The organism is Dictyoglomus sp. NZ13-RE01 (genome assembly GCA_002878375.1).
GTDB lineage: Bacteria > Dictyoglomota > Dictyoglomia > Dictyoglomales > Dictyoglomaceae > NZ13-RE01.
The window spans coordinates 379,768-399,863 of sequence record NIRF01000001.1; the positions used below are offsets into that span (position 1 = coordinate 379,768).

The window sequence follows — 20,096 nt, forward strand, 5'->3', positions numbered from 1 at the left end:
AATATGATAAAATATGAAGACAAATTAATAGCAAGTTATTGGAGGCGAATTTATGGTAAGATTTTATAAAATGCTTTATTTATTTGTTGTTCTTTTTATCATGAATATCTCCTATGCGAGATTAGAACCTGATTCTTTACCTTACATGAGTAAAATACCATTTTTAAACATTCCATATAAGGATAAAGTGATTGTCCTTATATACCATCAAATTGATCCTAAAATACAAGGACCAATTTCTGTTTCTCCAGAACTTTTCAAATCTCATATGATTTACCTAAAAGAAATGGGATTCCATCCAATATCCTCCTATGCCTTTGAAAGATTTTTAGAAGGAAAAGGAGAAATCCCTGAAAATGCGATACTTATTACCTTTGATGATGGATATGAGAGTTTTTATAAATATGCATATCCAATTTTAAAAAAGTTTAGATTTCCTGCTATAAATTTTGTGATAGTATCGAGAATTGGAACACCTGGACACCTTACTTGGGATGAGATGAAAGAAATGCTAAGAAGTGGACTTATAACTTTTGGTTCCCACACATATGATTCACATTATTATGCCTTAAGAGATAAATGGGGGCATAAAAGTCCTGTCCTTATAACTCACATCTATTATCCTGAGACAGGCTATAAAGAAGACGATGAAGAATACAAAAATCGTGTCAGAATTGATTTACAGTTATCTAAAATACTGCTTGAAGAAAATCTAAATACTCATATAGAATCTTTATGTTTTCCCTACGGAGCATATAATTCTGAGGTTTTAGAAATAGCAAAGGAATTAGGTTTTAAATATTTTTATACTACCATAAATGGAATTAATAATGTAGAAATAAAAGAGCCATATATAGTAAGGAGGACTCCTGTAGGAAGTTATAATATGAGAATTACAAGATTAAACTTAAAATTAATGAGGACTGCCTTTTATAATGAAAATATATGGCAAATTGTTAGATCCTATATAGAATCATTATCTCAAAAAATCTCAGATATTTTTGGAAAACAAGAAAAAGTTCATCCATCTTTTCCGCCTTTAAAGAAAACTCAAAATAATAAGAGAAAAAATTAATGAAGGGGATTTATATACTTCTCATTAATGTAGAGAAAGACTTAAAAATAAATGTGGGATCCTTAGGAAAAATAGATTTTAAAAAAGGAATTTACTGTTACGTAGGTTCTGCCCAAAATAATTTAGAAAAAAGAATACTTAGACATATTTCAAAAAATAAAAGAAAATTTTGGCATGTTGATTATCTATTAAGTAACAGGTGGGCTAATGTGATAGGAGTAATCTATATAGAAGCGGATAAAAATATGGAATGTAAAATTGCAAGAGAACTTGAAAAGAAAAAAGATTTTATTCCTAAATTTGGATCATCAGATTGTAAGTGTAAATCTCATCTTTTCAGGGTATAGTTATGGATTTTAATTTAAAGGTAATTTATGAAGATAATCACTTATTAGTAGTGGAAAAACCAGCAGGGATATTGGTACAAGGTGACTCCACAAGAAAGATTACACTATTAGAAATTGCAAAGAGTTATATAAAAGAAAAATACAAAAAACCTGGAAATGTATTTCTTGGCATAGTACATAGATTAGATAAAAATGTGTCTGGCGTTTTAGTTTTTGCAAGAAATTCAAAATCTGCAGGTAGACTTTCCCAAGCTTTTAGAGAACATATGGTAGAAAAAGTATATATTGCCCTTACTGAGGGAAATACAACACTAAAAGAAGGAATTTGGGAGAACTATATCTTTTGGGACGAAAGAAACAAAAAAGCTGTTGTTTTTGAAAACGAGGTAACTTATTCAAAGAAGGCTATAACATATTTTAAAGTTATTGAGAAAAGAAAGGAATTAATACTATGGAAACTTTCCCCTAAAACAGGAAGAAAACATCAATTAAGAGCAGAACTTTCTCATATAGGATGTCCAATAGTAGGAGATGTAAAGTATGGCTCCAAAGTTAGGTTTGTAGAAAATGCTATAGCTCTTCACTGTTATAAAATAAAGTTTAAGCATCCCGTAAGAGATGAAATTATGGAGTTTAAAATGGATCCCCCAGTTGCCTTTTATGAAAAATTTGGTTTATTTACTCTTGAAATTTAGTTTTTTCTTTTCACTTGAATTGAACTTCATATAAGGTTTTATACTTCCCATTTAATGACAAAAGTTCCTCATGAGTTCCCTTTTCTACAATCCTCCCATCATCCACTACATATATAACATCCGCATTCTGTATAGTAGAAAGTCTGTGAGCTATAACTAATGTGGTTTTACCCTCCATAAGTCTTTGAAGAGCATTATTTACTAATTCCTCAGATTCAGGATCTAAGGAGGATGTGGCCTCATCTAACAAAAGTATTGGAGAATTTTTTAGTAATGCTCTTGCAATAGCAATCCTTTGCCTTTGACCTCCTGATAAATTTACACCCCTCTCCCCTACCTTTGTATCAAAACCGCCGTGTTCCTCTGTAATAAAATCGAAGGCTAAGGCTTTTTTTGCAAATATTATGATTTCATCATCCTTTGCATCATACTTTCCATAACGTATATTCTCTTTAAAGCTTTCTGGGAAAAGATATACATCTTGATTTGCTACAGAAAACTTTTCTCTTAATCTCTCCAAATTCCACTCTCTTAAGGGTACTCCAAAAATCTTAATATCTCCTTTATTAGGTTTATAAAAGCCAAGAAGAAGTTTCACTATAGTAGATTTTCCACCCCCACTCTCTCCAATTATGGCAACTTTTTCTCCCCTTTTGATTTTTAAATTAATATTTTTCAATACTTCCTTATTACCATATTACCATTATAAGAAAACGAAACATTCTCAAATTCAACTGCATAAGGATAATCTTTAATTCCTTCTTCTATTTCACCAAAGCTTTCTTCTTCTTGATTTAATATTTCCTCTATTCTTTCGCCTGCCGCTTTTGCTTTTCTGTAATTACTTATTATGTTTGGAAAAACATTAACAGAAGCTAAAAAGACATTCAAAAGTTCAATAAAAGCAAGGATTCCTCCTACTGTCATCTCTCCTTTTAAAACCAAACTACCCCCATAAAAGAACATGAGAAGAAAAGGACCAATCTGAAGCATCATTTTTATAGGTTCAAGAACTACTTCATATCTTGCAGACCTTAATCCCTCTTTAAAAGCTTTTTGGAGTTCTTTTACAAATCTATTATGAATTTCCTTCTGAAGATTAAACGATTTTATAACGGCTATACCTGAAATAGAATCTTGAGCTAATGTATTCACATCCCCAAAAGCATCTTGTTGTTTTTGAGTGAATTTTTCAATTGGAGAACTAATGATGACAGAAAGAAATAATATAATTGGGATAACAGTAAAGCAAAATAGAGTCAACTTCCAGCTAATATTTAATGCCAGTATAACCCCCATTATAAAGGTAACAGGATGGTATAAAAGATCATTTAATGACCCCCCTATAAAATTTTGAATAAGGGACAAATCATTTGATAAACGCGATATAAAATCTCCTGTAGAATTGTTTTCTATATATTCTATAGGTACTTTTAATAGTTTCTCACCAATTACAATTCTTAAATTCGCTAAAGTTTTTTCTGCAAATCTTCCAAAGGTGTAGGACTTAATATACTCAAGAAAGATTTTTAAAACTACAATAACTACTACTATAAAGACTATTTCCCTAAAAAGATTTCGATTCATCGTTAGAATTGTATCGGAGATTTTTCTCTCAAAATTTATAAGAGATATATTCAGAAAGGAAATGATAATTGATAGAATACCAGCAAGTATAAACAGTCTAACATCTTTCTTAACAACATTTAAAATTTTTGCTTCTTTTATCATCTTGTAATTCTCCCCATTCCCAAATTTCTTTTTAACATCAGCTTTCATATTTTAATATTAATTCTTATATTTTGTCAATATAAATTTTATAAAATAGAAAGTCAAAATTAATATTTTTAAAAGGTTAAATTTTATCATAAATTAAACTAACATTAAAACTTTTTAATAGCAATTTAGAGTAAGTCATGTTATATTAGAATTGAAAATTTCTAAATAAGGAGGTTTAGGTATGAGTAGAGGTAAGATCCTTTTAATTCTTCTTCTCCTAATCTCCCTACTTACTCTCTCTTTTGCTGAGGTGCCAAAGGTTAAAAACGTAATATTCTTCATAGGTGATGGAATGGGCTTGGAAAGCGTAGATCTATCAAGGATTATCCTCGTAGGGAAAGATGGATACTTAGATTTTGAAAAGGCACCTTATACCGGCATCGCAAAAACCTATTCAGCAAATACCTTAGTGACTGATTCTGCTGCTGCAGGAACTGCTCTTGCAACTGGATTTAAAACCAACAATGCATGGCTAAGCATAACCCCAGACGGAAAACCTGTAAAAACTCTTCTTGAAGCTGCAAAGGAGCTTGGAAAATCAACAGGACTAATCACTACTGTAACTATAACCCACGCGACACCAGCAGCCTTTGGTGCCCACACAACATCAAGAGATGAACTTCCTGTAGCAGATCAATACGCCCAATTTAAATCAGCGGACATATATATGGGAGGAGGATTATCCTATTTTCTTCCAAAATCTAACCCAAAGAGTAAGAGAAATGATGAAAGGAATCTAATAGAAGAATTTAAGCAGGCAGGTTATGAGTTTGTTTCTACGCCAGAAGAGTTAAAAAATGCAAAAGCTCCTAATGGAAAGATTTTAGGACTATTTGATTACGAATATCTCCCATATTTTATGGATAGAGAATTTTTAAAGTCAAAAGTACCTTCTCTGGCAGATATGACAAGAAAAGCCTTAGAAGTTTTAAGTAGGAACAAAAACGGCTTCTTTGTCATGATCGAGGGAGGGAAAATTGACTGGGCAAATCATGCCCATGATGCTGCATGTGCAGCTTGGGAAACTTACGAGTTTAACGAGGCAGTAAAAGTTGCCTTAGAATTTCTCCAAAAGAACTATAATACATTAATCATAGTAACAGCAGACCATGAAACAGGAGGAATAGGGCTCTCTACTGGAAAATATGAGATAACTCCAGATGTTTTAAAGAAACAAAAACTATCTTGCGAGACTTTAGCAGGCTTAGTAAAAGGTAAGAGTGATTCTGAGATCAAAGAAATTTTCAAGGATTATGTAGGTATAGAAGACTTAAAGCCAGAAGAAATTGAAAAAATAAAGAAGGGAGTAACCTTAGATATTGCAAATATTATATCAACAAGAGCTCAAATTGGCTGGACTACAACATCCCACTCTGGTGGAAGTGTGCCTGTTTATGCTTTTGGAAGGGGAGCCCAATACTTTACAGGAGTTTATGACAATACTGATATTGCGAAAAAAATAGCTGATCTTGCTGGTTATACCTTATCAAAATAATGATCTATAAAGTTGATGCTACTTTTGGAGTATTGGTAAAAGTTGGGGATAAAGTGAAAAAAGGAGATAAATTAGGACTCTCTCAAGATTTAAAAGACGTAATAGCAGAAGAAGACGGTGAAGTAAAGAATATAAAATTTGTAGGTGGCGAACATATTTTCATAATTGAGATTGAATAGGTGGGGAAGTAATCCCCACCTTTCTAATTTATTTATTAAAGTTTACAATTTCCCAGAACGCCTTCTTTGGATTTTGATTTGCATCAAAAATAAGAGGATAATCTTTCCTACCTCTCACAGGCCAAAAATCAAGCCATGTAACTCCATCAGTTACGCCCCAAAATGTTACTCCACTAACATAATTTTTATTTCTCCTTAATACTTCAAAAATTCTCTTGTAAACTTGAGCTTGAATATCTAAACGATCCTGAGGAGGATTTTTTGAGAAATTTGCATTCTCATATCTATCCCTATATATAGAAACATCAAGTTCTGTAATCTCAACCTTAACGCCTAAAGAAGCAAATTTCTTAATTGATTCTTCAAGCATTTCAGGAGTAGGCCATTGTAAAAGCCAATGCCCCTGTATTCCTACACCATGAATTGGAATACCCTTTTCTTTTAATTTCTTAACCAACTGATATGCCTTATCCCTTTTTATTGGTTCCTCTAAATTGTAATCATTGTAAAAAAGCAAAGCATTTGGATCTGCCTCATGCGCCCAAATAAAGGCTTTCTCTATAACTTCCTCTCCTCCAATCTTATACCAAGGAGCATCTCTCAAAAATTCACTGGGATTATCAGAAATTGCTTCATTTACCACATCCCAAACAGCCACTTTACCCTTATAATAACCAACCACCTTCATAATATGTTCCTTCAATCTCTGCAAAAGTATCTCTTTACTTACTGGATTTCCATTATCATCCCTAAAAACCCAGGCAGGCACCTGTTGATGCCAAACTAATGTATGTCCTCTAACTCTCATCTTATTCTCCATAGCAAATTCCACAATTTTATCTGCAGGCTCAAACCTGTAAGTTGAGGGGGTAGGATGAATTATTTCCCATTTCATTTGGTTCTCAGGAGTCAAACTATTAAAATGTTTCTTCAAAAGCTCATCGTAAAACTCAATAGTTTCAGGACTAACTGCTGCACCAATAGGAAAGTAATCTTTGTAAACCTGCCAAAGAGAAGGAATCTCACCACCCATAACAACCTCCTTACTTGTAAAAATTAAAGTTATAGAAAGGGATAACATAAGGATGAGTAAAATTTTAAAGACTCTCATATCGGACCTCCACTTTTTTTCTTTTATTATATCCTCTTCTACTTTATTAAGCAATCATTAAATCAATCGTTTTATTAGTACTTAGCCACAACCAAAAACCAATTGTTTTTCTCCTTAATCTCAATAACATTAATATTATTCTCCTTCAATTTATCAACAACCTCTTTTAGTCTGCTCTCAATTATTCCTGAAAATATACAAATGGAATTTTCTTTGAGTATCTTATGCAATTTTTCAATCAATTTTGTAATTAGCTCTGCTGTTAAATTAGCAATTACTAAGTCAAATCTTTCTTCTATTCCTTCGATTAAATTACCTTTTATTACTTCTATAGGAGTTTTATTCAAAGCACTATTCTTCTTGGCAATATCCACAGCTATATCATCAATATCAATAGCCAATACCCTATCAGCTCCAAGTTTTTTTGAAACAATTGCCAAAATTCCTGTTCCTGTTCCTATATCAATAACACTCATACCTGGTTTTAAATAATCCTGAAGAGCCTTTATACACATCAAAGTTGTTTCGTGGGTTCCTGTACCAAAAGCCATCCCTGGATCAATTTCTACTACTATTTTTCCCTCTTTTTCATAATTTTCCCACGTTGGGGTTATCACAATATTCCCAATCTCCACAGGCTTATAATATTTTTTCCATGAGTTTGCCCAGTCTTCTTCATCAGTATAGTTTAGATTAATCTCTATCTTACCAATATCAAGATAATTTGATATAGATTGAAGTCCTTCCCTTATTTTTTCTAAAAGCTTATCAGCATCTACCTTCTCATCAAAATAAGATTTTATAGTTTCATACTCGCCTTTAAGAATATCCTCTCCCACAACAGACACACCTTTTGTTCCTAACTCATTTAACAAATTAAATAAAGCTTCTTCTGCTTCTTTTTTTATTTTTATACTTATCTCAATGTATTTCATAATTACCTCACAAAATTTACTAATTTCCCTATTCCTTCAATTTCTATCTCGATTTTATCTCCAATATTCATAGGTCCGATACCAGATGGTGTTCCAGTCATAATAATATCAAAAGGTTCCAATGTCATAATATGACTAATAAAGCTTACCAAATCCTCAACTTTAAAAATAAAGTTCCTTGTATTAGATTTTTGGACAACTTTATCGTTTAAAATGGCTCTTATCTCGACATTATTAGGGTCTATTTCATCAGTTATAATAGGACCAATTGGCGCAAAGGTATCAAAGGATTTAGCAATGGTCCACTGCCCATCTTTAGGCTGTAAATCTCGAGCAGTAACATCATTACCACATGTATATCCTAAAATATAATCCTTTACTTTTTCCTTGGGAATCATTTTCCCTTTCCTTCCTATAACAATAACTAATTCTGCTTCATAATCTACCCTTTTGCTCATATGTGAAGGATAAATTATCTCATCAAAGGGACCAATAACAGAAGTAGGAGGCTTCAAAAATAATACTGGTGACTTCGGAAGCTCCAATTTTAATTCTTCCGCATGATCTTTATAATTTAGCCCAACACAAATAACTTTCTTTGGCTCACTGGGAGCTAACATCTTTAAATCCTTTAAATCATAAATAATATTAGACAATTCTAAAGGATCAAAGCTTTTTATTCTATTTACATTATCCTCTTCTATAACACCATAAAAAGTTTCTCCAGCATAAGAAAATCTTCCTATTTTCATTACGTCCTCCTCTTAAACTTTTTTTCTGTATTTTAACCAAAATTCTTTATATTAAAAAGATTCTTTTAATAAGACCTCCAGTCTTTCATCAGATTTAAACTTCTTTTCATTGATAAAAATCTCTTTAAGAGGAGGAAAGCCTCTAAGATTTATATAGAATTTTTTAACTCCACTTTGATATCCAGAGTGGGTTTTCTCAATATCAATTCTCAAAACACTTTCTTCTAAGTTAAATTTTATTTCATATAGATTATACTCTCCATTTTTATAATTCATCGTCTTTCCATCATCTTCATAATGAATATATTTTCCTTCTCTTCCCCCATATATCTCTATAATTTTACTTTCCTTCACATCTTCAGTATTTTTTCCTACTTCTTGCTTAACTATTATACTTCCTTCTTTTACAAACAATGGTATTCTATCTATTGGAGCATCTACCAAATAATAATCTTCCCCTTCATATTTACTAATCTGCCAATAATCATACCATACGCCTTTGGGAAGATAAACTTCTCTTTTGGTTTTAGAGGGAAGATAAATTGGCGCTACCAAAAAGCTTTCTCCTAAGAGAAATTCATCATATAGATTATGAGTATTTTCATCTTCTTGATATTCAAAAACCAAAGGTCTCATTACAGGATAACCTTTTTTGCTTGCTATATAAAATAAGTCATAAATATAGGGCAAAAACTCATATCTCATTTTTATATATTTTCTTGCTATATTTTCGTATATTTCACCAAAAGCCCATGGTTCCTGATTCCTTGTATCCAAAGCAGAATGGTTTCTTAAAAAGGGAATAAATATACCAGCTTGTAACCATCTTATAAATAACTCTCCATCACAATCCCCAACAAATCCTCCCACATCCGCTCCAGCAAAAGTAACTCCAGAAAGTCCCATATTCATAATCATGGGAAAGGACATAAGTAAATGTTCATACAAACTTCTATTATCTCCTGTCCATATTGCGGAGTATCTCTGTATTCCACTAAAACCGGATCTTGTTAGGATAAATGGTCTTTCATTTGATTTATATTTCAAAAGTGCATCTTTAGTTGCTATTGCCATATATAAACCATAAAGATTATGAACTTCTTTATGTAAAACTTTTTCACCATCCAAGATATGAATATTGTCTTCAGGCATCGTCAAATTTGGCGTATCAAACACTGATGGCTCATTCATATCATTCCAAATCCCATCTATACCGTCCTTTATAAAATCTATTAATTTTTCTCCCCACCAATCTCTTACCCTTTTCTGGAAAAAATCAGGAAAACAGGCTTCTCCAGGCCAAACTTTTCCAACAAAAGTGATACCATACTTATCCTTTACAAAATAATCCCCTTCGATTCCCTCCTTATATACTTTATAGTCCGGATCTCTTTTTACCCCAGGATCTACAATGATTACCACCTTAAATCCTAATTTCTTTAATTCTTCTAACAGTTTTTTAGGCTCACTAAAACCTTCTTTATTCCAAGTGAAAACCCTATATCCATCCATATAATGAATATCAAGGTAAATCACATCACAAGGAATATCCTTTTCTCTAAAGGTTTTTGCAATCTCCAACACCTTTTCCGCAGGTTCATAACTGTATCTACTTTGCTGATAACCTAAAGCCCATAAGGGTGGAAGCTCCATTCTTCCTGTTAAAAATGTATAGTTTTCAACTACTTCTTTTATATTATCACCAAATATAAAATAGTAGTTCATTTGACCACCATCTGCACCAAAGAAATAATACTCTTCACTTTTCTTTCCCATATCAAAATACGTTCTGTAGCTATTATCAAAAAATATTCCGTAAGTAAATTTTTTACTTAATCCAATAAAAAAAGGAAAGGATGCATAAAGAACATTTGTTGTTTTATTATGAGTTCTAAATTCATCAGTATTCCACATTACAAAATCTTCACCTTTTTTATCTAAATAACCTGCTTTCTCTCCAAATCCATAAAAATGATCATCTAAAAGCTTCTTATAACAAAAAACTTTCTCATCATTAAATTCTACCTCTTTATAATCTTCATTTATAACCTCATCTTCTTTATTTAAAAAAGCAACAGTTAGATCATCCTTATTTATTCTTACTTTTAATGCTGAGCTTTCTAAGATTAGAAATTTCTCATCCTCTTTCACATCATATTTAGAAGGAGCATATTCTTTTCTTTCTATAGCTATTGTATCTTTTCTTCTCTCATCTTTATTTGTAAGGAAAATGTTTACAATTTTATCAGTTATGAATCTAATCTCTATTCTTCTATTCCCTTTCCTAAATAACATGCTTTCTATTTCTCTTATCACTTTTGTACCTCCTTATTTCTATATTTCTTTTACACTTTCTCTTTCTACAAGATGAACAGGCAAAACCACATTTTTTTCTTTTATCTCCTTTCCCTCAAGATAATTAACCAGCATCTCCGCGGAAATTATTCCCTTTTTCTCAATATCTTGATGGACCGTTGTAAGCTTCGGAGTAGAGAGTTTTGAGATTTCTAAATCATCAAATCCTATAATAGAAATATCTTCAGGGATTCTTATACCCATCTCCTGAAGTCCTTTCATAATACTTATAGCCATTATATCTGCAGTTACAAAAATAGCTGTTATATCCTTCCTTCTACTTAATTTCTTACCAAGTTCTATGCACTCATCTACAGTAGCCCCATGTTCCCAAACATTTTCTGGATTGAAAGGTATACATGCCTCTTCCAAGGCTTTTTTATACCCTTTTAATCTTTCTTCAAGTACTCCATGCTCTCTAATCTTTGGAGAAATAAAAAGAATATTTTTATGCCCCTTTTCAATCAGATATTTTGTGGCTATATATCCTCCCTTAAAATCCTCCAATCCTACCTTTAAGATTTCCTCATCATCTATATAACTATCTATTAAAACCATAGGAATTTCATGAGACTTTAAAGCATGATAAAATTCATCATCAAATATTCCTGTTAATATTATTCCATCTAAGTTCCAATTTTTAAGTAAAGTTATTAACTCTTTATCATTGGAAACAGTTCTTAACATGGTAAAATATCCTCTTTTGCTTAGCTCCTTTTCAATTCCACCAACAAGCATGGTATGGAATGGATCTGTAATAAAACTTCCTCTCTCAACTGGAATTAAGGTATTTATTACACCAATTATTTTGGAAGAATTTTTTACTAAAGCTCTTGCAGACATATTTGGTACATATTGTTTCTCTCTTATTATTTTTTCTATTCTTTTAACAGTCTCTGGAGACACCTTATCATAATTTTTATGAATTACATTTGATACAGTAGTAGCACTTACTTTAGCCTCTTTAGCAATATCTTTTATTGTAACTCTCTTTTTTTTATTGTTCTTCTTCACCATATATCTCTAATTCTCCTATTTGCCCTCCTGTAGCTCCAGTATTCTTTATAAATATCAATCTTACATATCGAGTCTTAATAGGATTTGGTAATTTTATATCTACAATATTACTCATTCTGGGATCAAATACATAATCACTATACGGTAAAAGTTCTATATAATTTACCCCATCATTACTTATATATACCGCTAAGGTTTGAGTCCTTCTCACCCATATTTTAGCTGGATTCAAAGCAATTCTTATTGTATGTATAGTACAGATACTCCCTAAATCAACAGTTATTATATTAGGATAGGAATTTGGTTTACCTTCCCAATAACTTGTTATTCTTCCATCATTTGCATACCTAGGCATATATATCTGTGTGTAACCATTTGCTTCTATGGGCTTCTTTAATGCAAGATTTTTCCCTTCAGGAGTGGGCGGTACGATGACTTTATATTGAAACTCTGGTGGTGTACCAACCTCTGTTTGTTCAGGTGTCTTTATTATAATAACATTTTCTGGAGGTACTATCCCTTCTTCATCTGCCAAAGAAGTAATAGGTAATAGGGAAAAAATAATAAGGAATAAATATATAATAAATCTTTTTCTCATCTTTATCATCCCCTTCTTAAAATTATTCAATAGTTACATTTTTAACAAACTTATTAATCTTAAATTTACCTTCATCAAAATTAGTAATTTTCTTACCCAATATATATAAATCTTTAATTTTAACATTCTCAACAGTATGCTCCTCATCATATCCCCAAATTCTTGATGGTGGAAACTTACCATTCAAAACTTTTACATTCTCTATATAAACATCTCTAATATTTCCTCTTTCTCTTGTAGAGGACCATTGACTACTCAATATAGCAATATCAATTAATTGATTGTTATCTCCGGCATCCCCCTCTCCCATTTGAGCATTTTCCACTACTATGTTCTGATATTTTATATTTTTTACAAGAGCGTTATCACCATTATGTATACTTAAAACAGGCTTATGAAAATTGTATAAAACTGTTATATTTTTAAAAGTAATATTTGAGATCGTTGCATTTTCTCTCATACCTTTATTGGTTTTATATCCTATTTCACAAGATTGAGCAAGGTCTGTCCAAATCTGAATATTGTCAAAAGTTATATTATCTGAATTACCCTCATAATTTTTAACAACTAAACTATCATCCCAACTTCTCACAAAGGAATTTTTAGCATAAATATTTCTGCAGGATTGGAAAGTCATTCCATCACCATTAGGGCGTGCAGTTATAATTTTTACATTGTCTACATTAACATTTTCACATTCAAATAAATTCAATGCCCAGGCATTAGGATTTGATATAATTATCCCTTCAATCTTAACATTTTTGCTATATCTAAAATCTATTGGAACTCTTGCTATCTCCCCTGGAAGAATCCAACTACCCCATAAAGTGCCATCTATTATTCCTCTTCCTCTAATAGTAACATTTTCAACACCTGCCCCTCTAATTGTAGTATGTACTACTGCGCCTCCAGATATATATATTGTTTGCCCACTTTCTACTCCAATATCATCTATATTCCATTCTCCAGGTCCTATAAATATAACATTCTTGTCATTTTTATCTGGAATATCCTTTTCAATGGGATTTGCAAAAATATGTACAGCCCTTTTTACAGAGTCATTAAACACAACAGTATAAAAACCAGGCTTATCTATAATGAAAGAAACTGTCTGTCCATCAATTTTTGGTTTTATCCCATAAGAAGAAGGTAAAACAACACAGGACTCAATTTTATCAATATGATTTATCGTTATCTCTATTTTCACTTTACCTTCAAAGTCAAAATAAGTCATAGGTGTTCTTGAAAGGGGTGGAGTACCACTACTTACCCATCTATGAAAATGATTAACAATCTGGTCATAAACAAAGACTTCATAACCTCCAACTTTTATTTTTGTATCTTCTGCAGGTTTTATAGTTTTTGGTCCTTCATAAAGCACTAACTTAGAATCACCTGCGTAAACTACTCTCATAGGTAAAACATTAAAAGATATAGAGAACATAATTACTAAAGAAATTAAAAGAAGAAAAACAAAAATTTGTTTCATAATATACAACCCCCTATAATAAAAATTTTATCCATGGATTCCCGTATGGGTTGCTCCTTCCATTATATATTTTTGGAAGAAAGCAAAAAGAATAATAGGTGGAATCAATGAGAAGACAACTGCTCTTATAATATCCACTGGTGTTGCAACACTTGTCCTAAATTGGAAGAGCCTTACCATAACTGTTTCTTTTCCTGTATTATTTAATACAAGGTATGGTAAAAGAAAGTCAGACCATGCTCCATTAATAGCAAAAATCGTAATTACTGTATTTATTGGCATACTTAGAGGAAAGACTATTCTGAAAAATATATTCAACTCATTTGCACCATCAATTCTTGCTGCTTCAATAAGAGATTGAGGAATAGAATCAAAAAAGTTTTTGTAAAGCACAACATAAAAAGCGTTTGCTCCAAAGGCAAGCCATAAAGGGACAAAAGTTCCTTGAAGTCCTAATCTATTGATATTCATAAATAAGGGAACTAATCCTATAGTATTGGGAACCATTAAACTCCAAAGCACAAGACTATATACAACACTCCAACCTTTTGGTCTTACTTTTGACAAGCTATATGCCAAAAGACCATTTCCAATTACCGCGAATATTACACTACCTATGATTACATAGAAAGAATTTAAATAGTATCTACCAAATTTTAATACTCTCCACGTTTGAATATACTTCTCATAATCAAAGTTTTTTGGTAAAAAGGATGGTTCGTTAACAAATTCACTTAAAGTTTTAAAACCTGAAAGAATAGTCCAAATGATAGGAGTTAAAGCTATTAATACTAAGATTAAAACTACTAAATAAACAAGATAATATAAAATTTTAATCTCTTTTCTTTTCAAATCAAACTCTCTAATTATTCCAGTCTTTTTCATATCAACACTCCCTACATATCTTTTTCTTTCACAAAGGTGTTATATAGGACTGTTATTAGAACTAACATTAACCCAATGAAAACAGAGACTGAAGCTGCTTTTGGATAATCAAATCTTTCAAAGGCATATCTATACATAAGTTGCATAAGGGATAAAGATGCATTATTTGGTCCCCCATTTGTCATAACTAAAGGCTCATACAGAACTTGAAAGACAGCAATTATTTGAAGAACAAGAAGGGAACGAGCCAAATTATATATTTGAGGTATTGTAATGTATCTAATTCTATGTAAAATATTTGCCCCATCAATAACAGACGCTTCATAAAGTTCTGGATTAATATTTTGAAGTCCAGCAAGATAAATAAGCATCGTAGCACCTGCAGATCTCCAAGTCATCATTATTACAATTAGAGGAATAGTCCACTTAGGATTTGTCAACCATGGCTGAGGGGAAATTCCAAATTTTCCCAAAATTATATTTAATAGACCTGTTTCACTTGGTTTATAAATAAAGGTCCACATAAGAGCTACAGCCAAGCCAGGTATAACACTTGGAAGATACAAAGATACCCTTGAGAATCCTTTAAACCTTATTAATTCATTGATTAATATGGCCATAATTATGGGAACTAAAAAGCCAATAATGAGAGACCAAAAAGTATATGAAAAAGTATTTAGAAATGCGGATTTAAAATCTGGATGATTAAATATAAATTTATAATTTGCAAGTCCTACAAATTCTTTTAATCTCATTCCTTGAGCATTAAAAAAGGACAGTATAATACTCTCAATGAGAGGTTCCCATACATAGAAAGAGAACAAAATTAAGGTAGGTAGCATTATTAACCATCCAACTATATTCCTTTTCATTAACTCCTCCCCTAAGTTTGTTTGGGGGCTACCCGTTTTAAGTAGCCCCCTACAGCTTCTTTTATTTATTTACTATTGCATCTAATAATTCTTGAAAATTCTTATTTGCAGTATCTAAAAGTTTCTTAACATCCGCATTTCTATCCGTCACAACAGCTTGCAATACCTTTGTTAGCTCTGCATATAGATCCTGAGTCAATACTGGTTCCTCTGGTCTTAAAACTCCTGGTTTCTTCAACCAGTTATAATAGTCATTGAAAAATCTCATATCCACATTCCTATACTCATTCAATATCTTCTCCTGAGCTTCTAAGTAATCTTTATTTATCCATGCAGGGAAGGATGGTATAACTGGTACTCCATTTTTTACCCTATTTTGAGCATCTTCTTTCATTCCTGCTATAGAATCCTCAGTTACAACTGGAGCCTTACCCATTATTTCCAAGAAGTTCAAAGCAGCCATAACTTCTTCAGATGTCGCTTTATTACTAAACATATATGGTGTTCCACCCATTAACGAGTACTGCCCCTTTGGTCCTCTTGGTACAGGAACAATAGCAAGCTTATCTGGTGGAAGACCATAAACTTGAGTAGGTTGGTTAACTGAATCTTGAGCTCCTAAATACATTGCAGCTCTTCCAGTCCCAATAACTTCAAAACCAGTTCCCCAATTTTCACTTGTTGGATCATCTGTTAATACATCGTATTTCCATCTTAGGTCTTTAATAAAGTTCATAGCAGCGACTACTTCAGGAGAATTTAAATTTGCATACCATTTCCCATCTTTCTGAATTTCAAATTTTGCTCCAAAATCCCATGCAATCTGAGTAAAATGCCAACCACCAGCATTATCCTTAGCTAATAAACAGAATCCTGCTCTTCCTGTTTTCTCTTTTATAATCTTTGCTATATTAGCAAGCTCTGTCCAAGTTTTTGGATACTTTGGTGTTCCATCTGGATTAATTAATCCTGCTTTTCTAAATAAATCAAGGTTTATGTATAAACCTAAGGCATATGCATCTCTTGGAATCCCATATATTCTACCATTTTTGGAAAGAATTGCCTTTACAGATGGGTTCATATATTTATCCCAACCTTTTTTCTTTAGCTCATTAGTAATGTCTTTTACAAATCCTTGAGAGATCAACTTTTGTGGTTCAGTAAACCATGTTTCAAATATTGTGGGGAGTCTTCCAGCTTCTGCAAGAGGGACAAAGGTATCAGGTGAATATTTATAAGTAGCAGGCACTACTTCTACATTAGGATATTTTGCCTCAAACTTTTGTTTCCACTTCTTAAACATTTCTACGTCACTCACCAATGTATCTTCGGGCCACATACCTAATTTCAATACAATCTTTTTAGTTGTTTGGGGATAACCAATTCCTAAAAGAGAAATTATAAAAATGGAAACCAATAAAATTCTTAAAATTGAACATCTTTTTATTTTTTTCATTTTTTCCCTCCCGAAAATTGATATTCATAAATAAAATTGATAAAATATTCTTAACCCTAAGCTCTAAAATCTCCTCCTCAGTTAGAAGCTGAAGGGGGAGATTTTTATTTATTTTTCACTATTGGTTAATATTATGCTTTTTACATATAATTTTGCCTTTACTGCACTACCCTTATTGAGAGCAAAATCTGGTTCTGCCTTAAAACCATCTCCCCATTTTGTTAATCCCTGCTTAAATAGATCAATAATATAGGTAGTATATTCAGTTTTCAATACTATGCCCCATTCAGAGATTGGCTTCTTAATATTTCCAAAAGTCATAACTATTTTAGCGCCATCAGTAGGGTCATCTGTTTTCATTGTAATTTTCACGTATCTATAAGCATCTGGTTCAAGAAAATCGTCCTTGAAATTTAGAGTTACCCATGCATTATCTATACTTGAATCAAAAACTAAAGCTCCATCTTTCAGAGTATATGCTGGTCCATATGGTCCCCAGAATCCATCTCCATTTACTTCAGAAAATGATTCTGCAACAATAAAATCTTCATCATCTGCTAAAACAATACCAAGGGTAACAAGTAGAGTTATCAGAAGAATTGAAAGTATGATTTTTTTCATTTTTTCACCTCCTTTCTATGTAAGATTTAAAGGAGAGATAGGAAAAAACATGTTTCATAAAACCATTTAGTTTAACGTTAAACCTTATTTATATACCAAACCTCCCTTCTTAATTTTCTATTTGGAAATATTATATCAAATTTATATTTGAAATATGGCTTTTAGAGATATTGCATTATTCAGTATTTTTAAAGGGATAATTTTATAAAAATCACATTTTTCCTTAACTTTATTTTGTCAAGGGGTAATTTTACATGAATTTTCTCTCAAGGTGTACTATTAAATACTTATCTTCCTATATTAACTTTATCTCTTTAAAATGGTAGAGGGTTACACATTTTTAATTTTTAATTGACATTTAAAATAGGCTATTATATAATTCTTTGCAGAAAGAAATAAAGGAAAGAAGGTGAGAAGCTAAAAAGTTTTTTCTTCAAAAAATATTCATTCTTAAAAGAAGGAGGAATATTTTTATGAAGCTTTTCTTTTATTCAACAATTTTACTTATGTTAATATTTTTAGCCTCTGGATTAGCCTCTAATCAACCATCATCCTCTACTATTAATATATTGAGTAACGGTGATTTTTCAAAGAATATTATATACATATCTAAGACTTACCCAGAGCTACCAAATGGAGATTTTGATACTAAAGGAACATGGCTATTTAGAACTGGAGATGGAGCAGTTGCAAATGGTGTTGTAGAAAATGGTGTATTTAAAGTAGAAATAACAAATGGAGGTCCACATTCTTGGTCTGTACAACTTTTGCAATCACCAATTAAAGTAGAATATTTAGGAATTTACCAGGTAAGCTTTGATGCATGGGCAAGCAAAAATAGAAATATTGGAGTAAAAGTTGGTGCTAATGGTTATAGGGGATGGACTGCATATAATCCTGGTCCTTCAGGTCAGACTGATGAGTCCGGAGGATATTTAATTAGTATTACTACCGAAAAGAAGACATACACCTTCCAATTCACTATGACAAATCCAACCGATGAGCAGGCAAGATTTGAATTTCAATTAGGGCAAGACGATGGTACAATCTATATAGATAATGTAAGATTGATTAAAGTTGGTACTGCAGAGCCACCAGCTCCTCCACCAGCAATGGGTGCAAAGTATTGGTATAAAGTAGCTTGGCAGCAAGATTTTGAAAATATGGATAGCATAGATGAAAATGTATGGAGCTTTGAAACTGGTAATGGCGGTCCAAATCTTCCTGGTTGGGGTAACGGAGAATGGGAGTATTATAAGAAAGAGAATGCATATATAGATCCTACGGAAAAAGCGCTCGTTATAGAAGCAAGAAAGGAAGATGTAACAGCGGATGATAATGGCGATGGAACTCCCGAGACTTACAATTATACCTCTGCAAGAATGAAGACTCAAACCAAATTTAACTTTACCTATGGAAGAATAGAATTCAAAGCAAAACTTCCAAAAGGAAAGGGAATATGGCCTGCCTTATGGATGTTAGGAGAAAAGATAACACAAGTTGGCTGGCCAGCATGTGGAGAGATTGATGTAATGGAGCTACTTGGACATGAACCAAACAAGGTGTATGGAACAGTTCACGGACCTGGTTATTCTGGCGCTAATGGAAAAGGCTCAAGCTATACATTAAGTACTGGAGATTTCTCTCAAGACTACCATATATTTGCAGTTGAGTGGGATCCTATCGGTCTTACTTGGTATGTAGATGATAATAAGTTCTTCCAAATTACAAGACCCCAATTAGAATTCTATGGTGAGTGGGTATTTGATGATCCATTCTTTATTATAATGAATGTGGCTGTTGGAGGATACTGGCCAGGCTATCCAGATGATACTACGGTATTTCCTCAAAAAATGTATGTAAAATATGTAAAAGTTTATAAAGGCGTAACCATGGAATCTATAAACAACGGTACTTTTGATTATCCATTGGTAAATGATCAAGCTAACAATCCTGATGAGTGGTTCTTATGGTATGGTTCTCCCTATGGAATGGGTGGAACAGCTACAGCAAGTATAGAAAATGGATATGCAGTAGTGGATGTACAAAATTATGGATGGGAGTCTTGGCATGTACAATTCAATCAATGGGTTGGACTTTCTTCAGGAAAGACCTATAAATTAACCTTTAAAGCAAAAGCGGATAACCCAAGAGATATAAATGTCAAATTCCTAAATCCAACTACATATGCTCTCTATGCAAACGGTACCTATTCATTGACAAATGATTGGCAAACCTTTGAACTACAATTTACTTACAATGGTACTGACCCAGTAGTTAATCTATCCTTTGAGCTTGGAAAAACAGCAAATCCTCAAACAGGAAAAGTATACTTTGATGATGTAAGCTTAGAAGTAGTCCAATAAACATAAAATTATGAATTAATTTTGAAGGGAGAGGCTTTCACCTCTCCCTTTTTTATTTTTTCTCTATAT

General features: G+C 32.2%; 19 protein-coding genes. 6 read left to right on the forward strand and 13 right to left on the reverse strand.

The annotated features are described in order from the left end of the window. The first annotated feature begins 52 nt into the window (after positions 1-52). From CBR30_01995 to CBR30_02005, 3 genes are read left to right on the forward strand one after another with little or no spacing between them, the layout of a single operon-like run. A complete protein-coding gene (locus CBR30_01995; GenBank protein ID PMQ02436.1) occupies positions 53-1,075 on the forward strand; it encodes a polysaccharide deacetylase in 1,023 nt (340 codons plus the stop codon). Then, positions 1,075-1,422 carry an endonuclease gene (locus CBR30_02000; GenBank protein ID PMQ02437.1) on the forward strand — a complete coding sequence of 116 codons (348 nt, stop codon included), beginning with the start codon at positions 1,075-1,077 and terminating at the stop codon, positions 1,420-1,422. Before CBR30_01995 ends, CBR30_02000 begins: the two co-directional genes overlap by 1 nt. Before the next feature lie 2 nt (positions 1,423-1,424). Beyond that, complete coding sequence (locus CBR30_02005) at positions 1,425-2,117, forward strand: RNA pseudouridine synthase (protein PMQ02438.1); 693 nt, start codon at positions 1,425-1,427, stop codon at positions 2,115-2,117. Positions 2,118-2,127: 10 nt separating this feature from the next. Here CBR30_02005 and CBR30_02010 read toward each other — a convergent pair whose 3' ends face one another. Together CBR30_02010 and CBR30_02015 are read right to left on the reverse strand one after the other, a co-directional pair. Next, entirely contained in the window at positions 2,128-2,796 is a 669-nt protein-coding gene (locus tag CBR30_02010) for a hypothetical protein (protein ID PMQ02439.1), read from the reverse strand. Then, complete coding sequence (locus tag CBR30_02015; GenBank protein ID PMQ02440.1) at positions 2,793-3,896, reverse strand: hypothetical protein; 1,104 nt, start codon at positions 3,894-3,896, stop codon at positions 2,793-2,795. The genes CBR30_02010 and CBR30_02015 overlap by 4 nt, the downstream gene beginning before the upstream one ends. 181 nt (positions 3,897-4,077) lie before the next feature. On the opposite strand from CBR30_02015, the gene CBR30_02020 reads away from it, so the two are divergent. Next, positions 4,078-5,391 carry an alkaline phosphatase gene (locus CBR30_02020; GenBank protein ID PMQ02441.1) on the forward strand — a complete coding sequence of 438 codons (1,314 nt, stop codon included), beginning with the start codon at positions 4,078-4,080 and terminating at the stop codon, positions 5,389-5,391. Next, positions 5,391-5,570 carry a hypothetical protein gene (locus CBR30_02025; protein PMQ02442.1) on the forward strand — a complete coding sequence of 60 codons (180 nt, stop codon included), beginning with the start codon at positions 5,391-5,393 and terminating at the stop codon, positions 5,568-5,570. The genes CBR30_02020 and CBR30_02025 overlap by 1 nt, the downstream gene beginning before the upstream one ends. A gap of 28 nt (positions 5,571-5,598) precedes the next feature. Here CBR30_02025 and CBR30_02030 read toward each other — a convergent pair whose 3' ends face one another. The 11 genes from CBR30_02030 to CBR30_02080 all read right to left on the reverse strand — a co-directional run bounded on the left by CBR30_02030 (position 5,599) and on the right by CBR30_02080 (position 17,661). Continuing rightward, positions 5,599-6,681: a 1,4-beta-xylanase gene (locus CBR30_02030; protein ID PMQ02443.1), complete on the reverse strand. Its 1,083-nt coding sequence runs from the start codon at positions 6,679-6,681 to the stop codon at positions 5,599-5,601. Positions 6,682-6,755: 74 nt separating this feature from the next. Beyond that, entirely contained in the window at positions 6,756-7,616 is an 861-nt protein-coding gene (locus CBR30_02035) for a 50S ribosomal protein L11 methyltransferase (protein ID PMQ02444.1), read from the reverse strand. A 2-nt stretch (positions 7,617-7,618) separates the two neighbouring features. Further along, positions 7,619-8,368 carry a hypothetical protein gene (locus CBR30_02040; GenBank protein ID PMQ02445.1) on the reverse strand — a complete coding sequence of 250 codons (750 nt, stop codon included), beginning with the start codon at positions 8,366-8,368 and terminating at the stop codon, positions 7,619-7,621. A 51-nt stretch (positions 8,369-8,419) separates the two neighbouring features. After that, positions 8,420-10,684 carry an alpha-glucosidase gene (locus CBR30_02045; protein ID PMQ02446.1) on the reverse strand — a complete coding sequence of 755 codons (2,265 nt, stop codon included), beginning with the start codon at positions 10,682-10,684 and terminating at the stop codon, positions 8,420-8,422. Positions 10,685-10,702: 18 nt separating this feature from the next. Next, positions 10,703-11,740 carry a LacI family transcriptional regulator gene (locus CBR30_02050; GenBank protein ID PMQ02447.1) on the reverse strand — a complete coding sequence of 346 codons (1,038 nt, stop codon included), beginning with the start codon at positions 11,738-11,740 and terminating at the stop codon, positions 10,703-10,705. Further along, the gene (locus tag CBR30_02055; protein PMQ02448.1) at positions 11,721-12,347 is read right to left on the reverse strand and encodes a hypothetical protein; all 627 of its coding nucleotides are present in this window, start codon (positions 12,345-12,347) and stop codon (positions 11,721-11,723) included. The genes CBR30_02050 and CBR30_02055 overlap by 20 nt, the downstream gene beginning before the upstream one ends. Positions 12,348-12,360: 13 nt before the next feature. Further along, a complete protein-coding gene (locus CBR30_02060; protein PMQ02449.1) occupies positions 12,361-13,827 on the reverse strand; it encodes a hypothetical protein in 1,467 nt (488 codons plus the stop codon). 27 nt (positions 13,828-13,854) lie between these two features. Then, positions 13,855-14,712, reverse strand: coding sequence for an ABC transporter (locus CBR30_02065; protein ID PMQ02450.1), 858 nt, complete (start codon positions 14,710-14,712; stop codon positions 13,855-13,857). Between the two features lie 11 nt (positions 14,713-14,723). Next, positions 14,724-15,584: an ABC transporter gene (locus CBR30_02070; GenBank protein ID PMQ02451.1), complete on the reverse strand. Its 861-nt coding sequence runs from the start codon at positions 15,582-15,584 to the stop codon at positions 14,724-14,726. Positions 15,585-15,645: 61 nt separating this feature from the next. After that, a complete protein-coding gene (locus CBR30_02075; GenBank protein ID PMQ02452.1) occupies positions 15,646-17,040 on the reverse strand; it encodes a sugar ABC transporter substrate-binding protein in 1,395 nt (464 codons plus the stop codon). Between the two features lie 108 nt (positions 17,041-17,148). Then, positions 17,149-17,661, reverse strand: coding sequence for a hypothetical protein (locus tag CBR30_02080; GenBank protein PMQ02453.1), 513 nt, complete (start codon positions 17,659-17,661; stop codon positions 17,149-17,151). Positions 17,662-18,134: 473 nt separating this feature from the next. Here CBR30_02080 and CBR30_02085 point away from each other — a divergent pair, with 473 nt between their 5' ends. Continuing rightward, a complete protein-coding gene (locus CBR30_02085; protein PMQ02454.1) occupies positions 18,135-20,027 on the forward strand; it encodes a laminarinase in 1,893 nt (630 codons plus the stop codon). Positions 20,028-20,096: the final 69 nt, after the last annotated feature.

What these genes read in the sequence shown, in the direction of transcription:
- CBR30_01995 (PMQ02436.1), top strand. Translation starts at nt 53, where the DNA reads ATGGTAAGATTTTATAAAATGCTTTATTTATTTGTTGTTCTTTTTATC.
- CBR30_02055 (PMQ02448.1), bottom strand. Translation starts at nt 12,347, where the DNA reads ATGATAAAGATGAGAAAAAGATTTATTATATATTTATTCCTTATTATT.
- CBR30_02005 (PMQ02438.1), top strand. Translation starts at nt 1,425, where the DNA reads ATGGATTTTAATTTAAAGGTAATTTATGAAGATAATCACTTATTAGTA.
- CBR30_02065 (PMQ02450.1), bottom strand. Translation starts at nt 14,712, where the DNA reads ATGAAAAAGACTGGAATAATTAGAGAGTTTGATTTGAAAAGAAAAGAG.
- CBR30_02040 (PMQ02445.1), bottom strand. Translation starts at nt 8,368, where the DNA reads ATGAAAATAGGAAGATTTTCTTATGCTGGAGAAACTTTTTATGGTGTT.
- CBR30_02075 (PMQ02452.1), bottom strand. Translation starts at nt 17,040, where the DNA reads ATGAAAAAAATAAAAAGATGTTCAATTTTAAGAATTTTATTGGTTTCC.
- CBR30_02000 (PMQ02437.1), top strand. Translation starts at nt 1,075, where the DNA reads ATGAAGGGGATTTATATACTTCTCATTAATGTAGAGAAAGACTTAAAA.
- CBR30_02060 (PMQ02449.1), bottom strand. Translation starts at nt 13,827, where the DNA reads ATGAAACAAATTTTTGTTTTTCTTCTTTTAATTTCTTTAGTAATTATG.
- CBR30_02015 (PMQ02440.1), bottom strand. Translation starts at nt 3,896, where the DNA reads ATGAAAGCTGATGTTAAAAAGAAATTTGGGAATGGGGAGAATTACAAG.
- CBR30_02020 (PMQ02441.1), top strand. Translation starts at nt 4,078, where the DNA reads ATGAGTAGAGGTAAGATCCTTTTAATTCTTCTTCTCCTAATCTCCCTA.
- CBR30_02050 (PMQ02447.1), bottom strand. Translation starts at nt 11,740, where the DNA reads ATGGTGAAGAAGAACAATAAAAAAAAGAGAGTTACAATAAAAGATATT.
- CBR30_02035 (PMQ02444.1), bottom strand. Translation starts at nt 7,616, where the DNA reads ATGAAATACATTGAGATAAGTATAAAAATAAAAAAAGAAGCAGAAGAA.
- CBR30_02085 (PMQ02454.1), top strand. Translation starts at nt 18,135, where the DNA reads ATGAAGCTTTTCTTTTATTCAACAATTTTACTTATGTTAATATTTTTA.
- CBR30_02080 (PMQ02453.1), bottom strand. Translation starts at nt 17,661, where the DNA reads ATGAAAAAAATCATACTTTCAATTCTTCTGATAACTCTACTTGTTACC.
- CBR30_02030 (PMQ02443.1), bottom strand. Translation starts at nt 6,681, where the DNA reads ATGAGAGTCTTTAAAATTTTACTCATCCTTATGTTATCCCTTTCTATA.
- CBR30_02070 (PMQ02451.1), bottom strand. Translation starts at nt 15,584, where the DNA reads ATGAAAAGGAATATAGTTGGATGGTTAATAATGCTACCTACCTTAATT.
- CBR30_02025 (PMQ02442.1), top strand. Translation starts at nt 5,391, where the DNA reads ATGATCTATAAAGTTGATGCTACTTTTGGAGTATTGGTAAAAGTTGGG.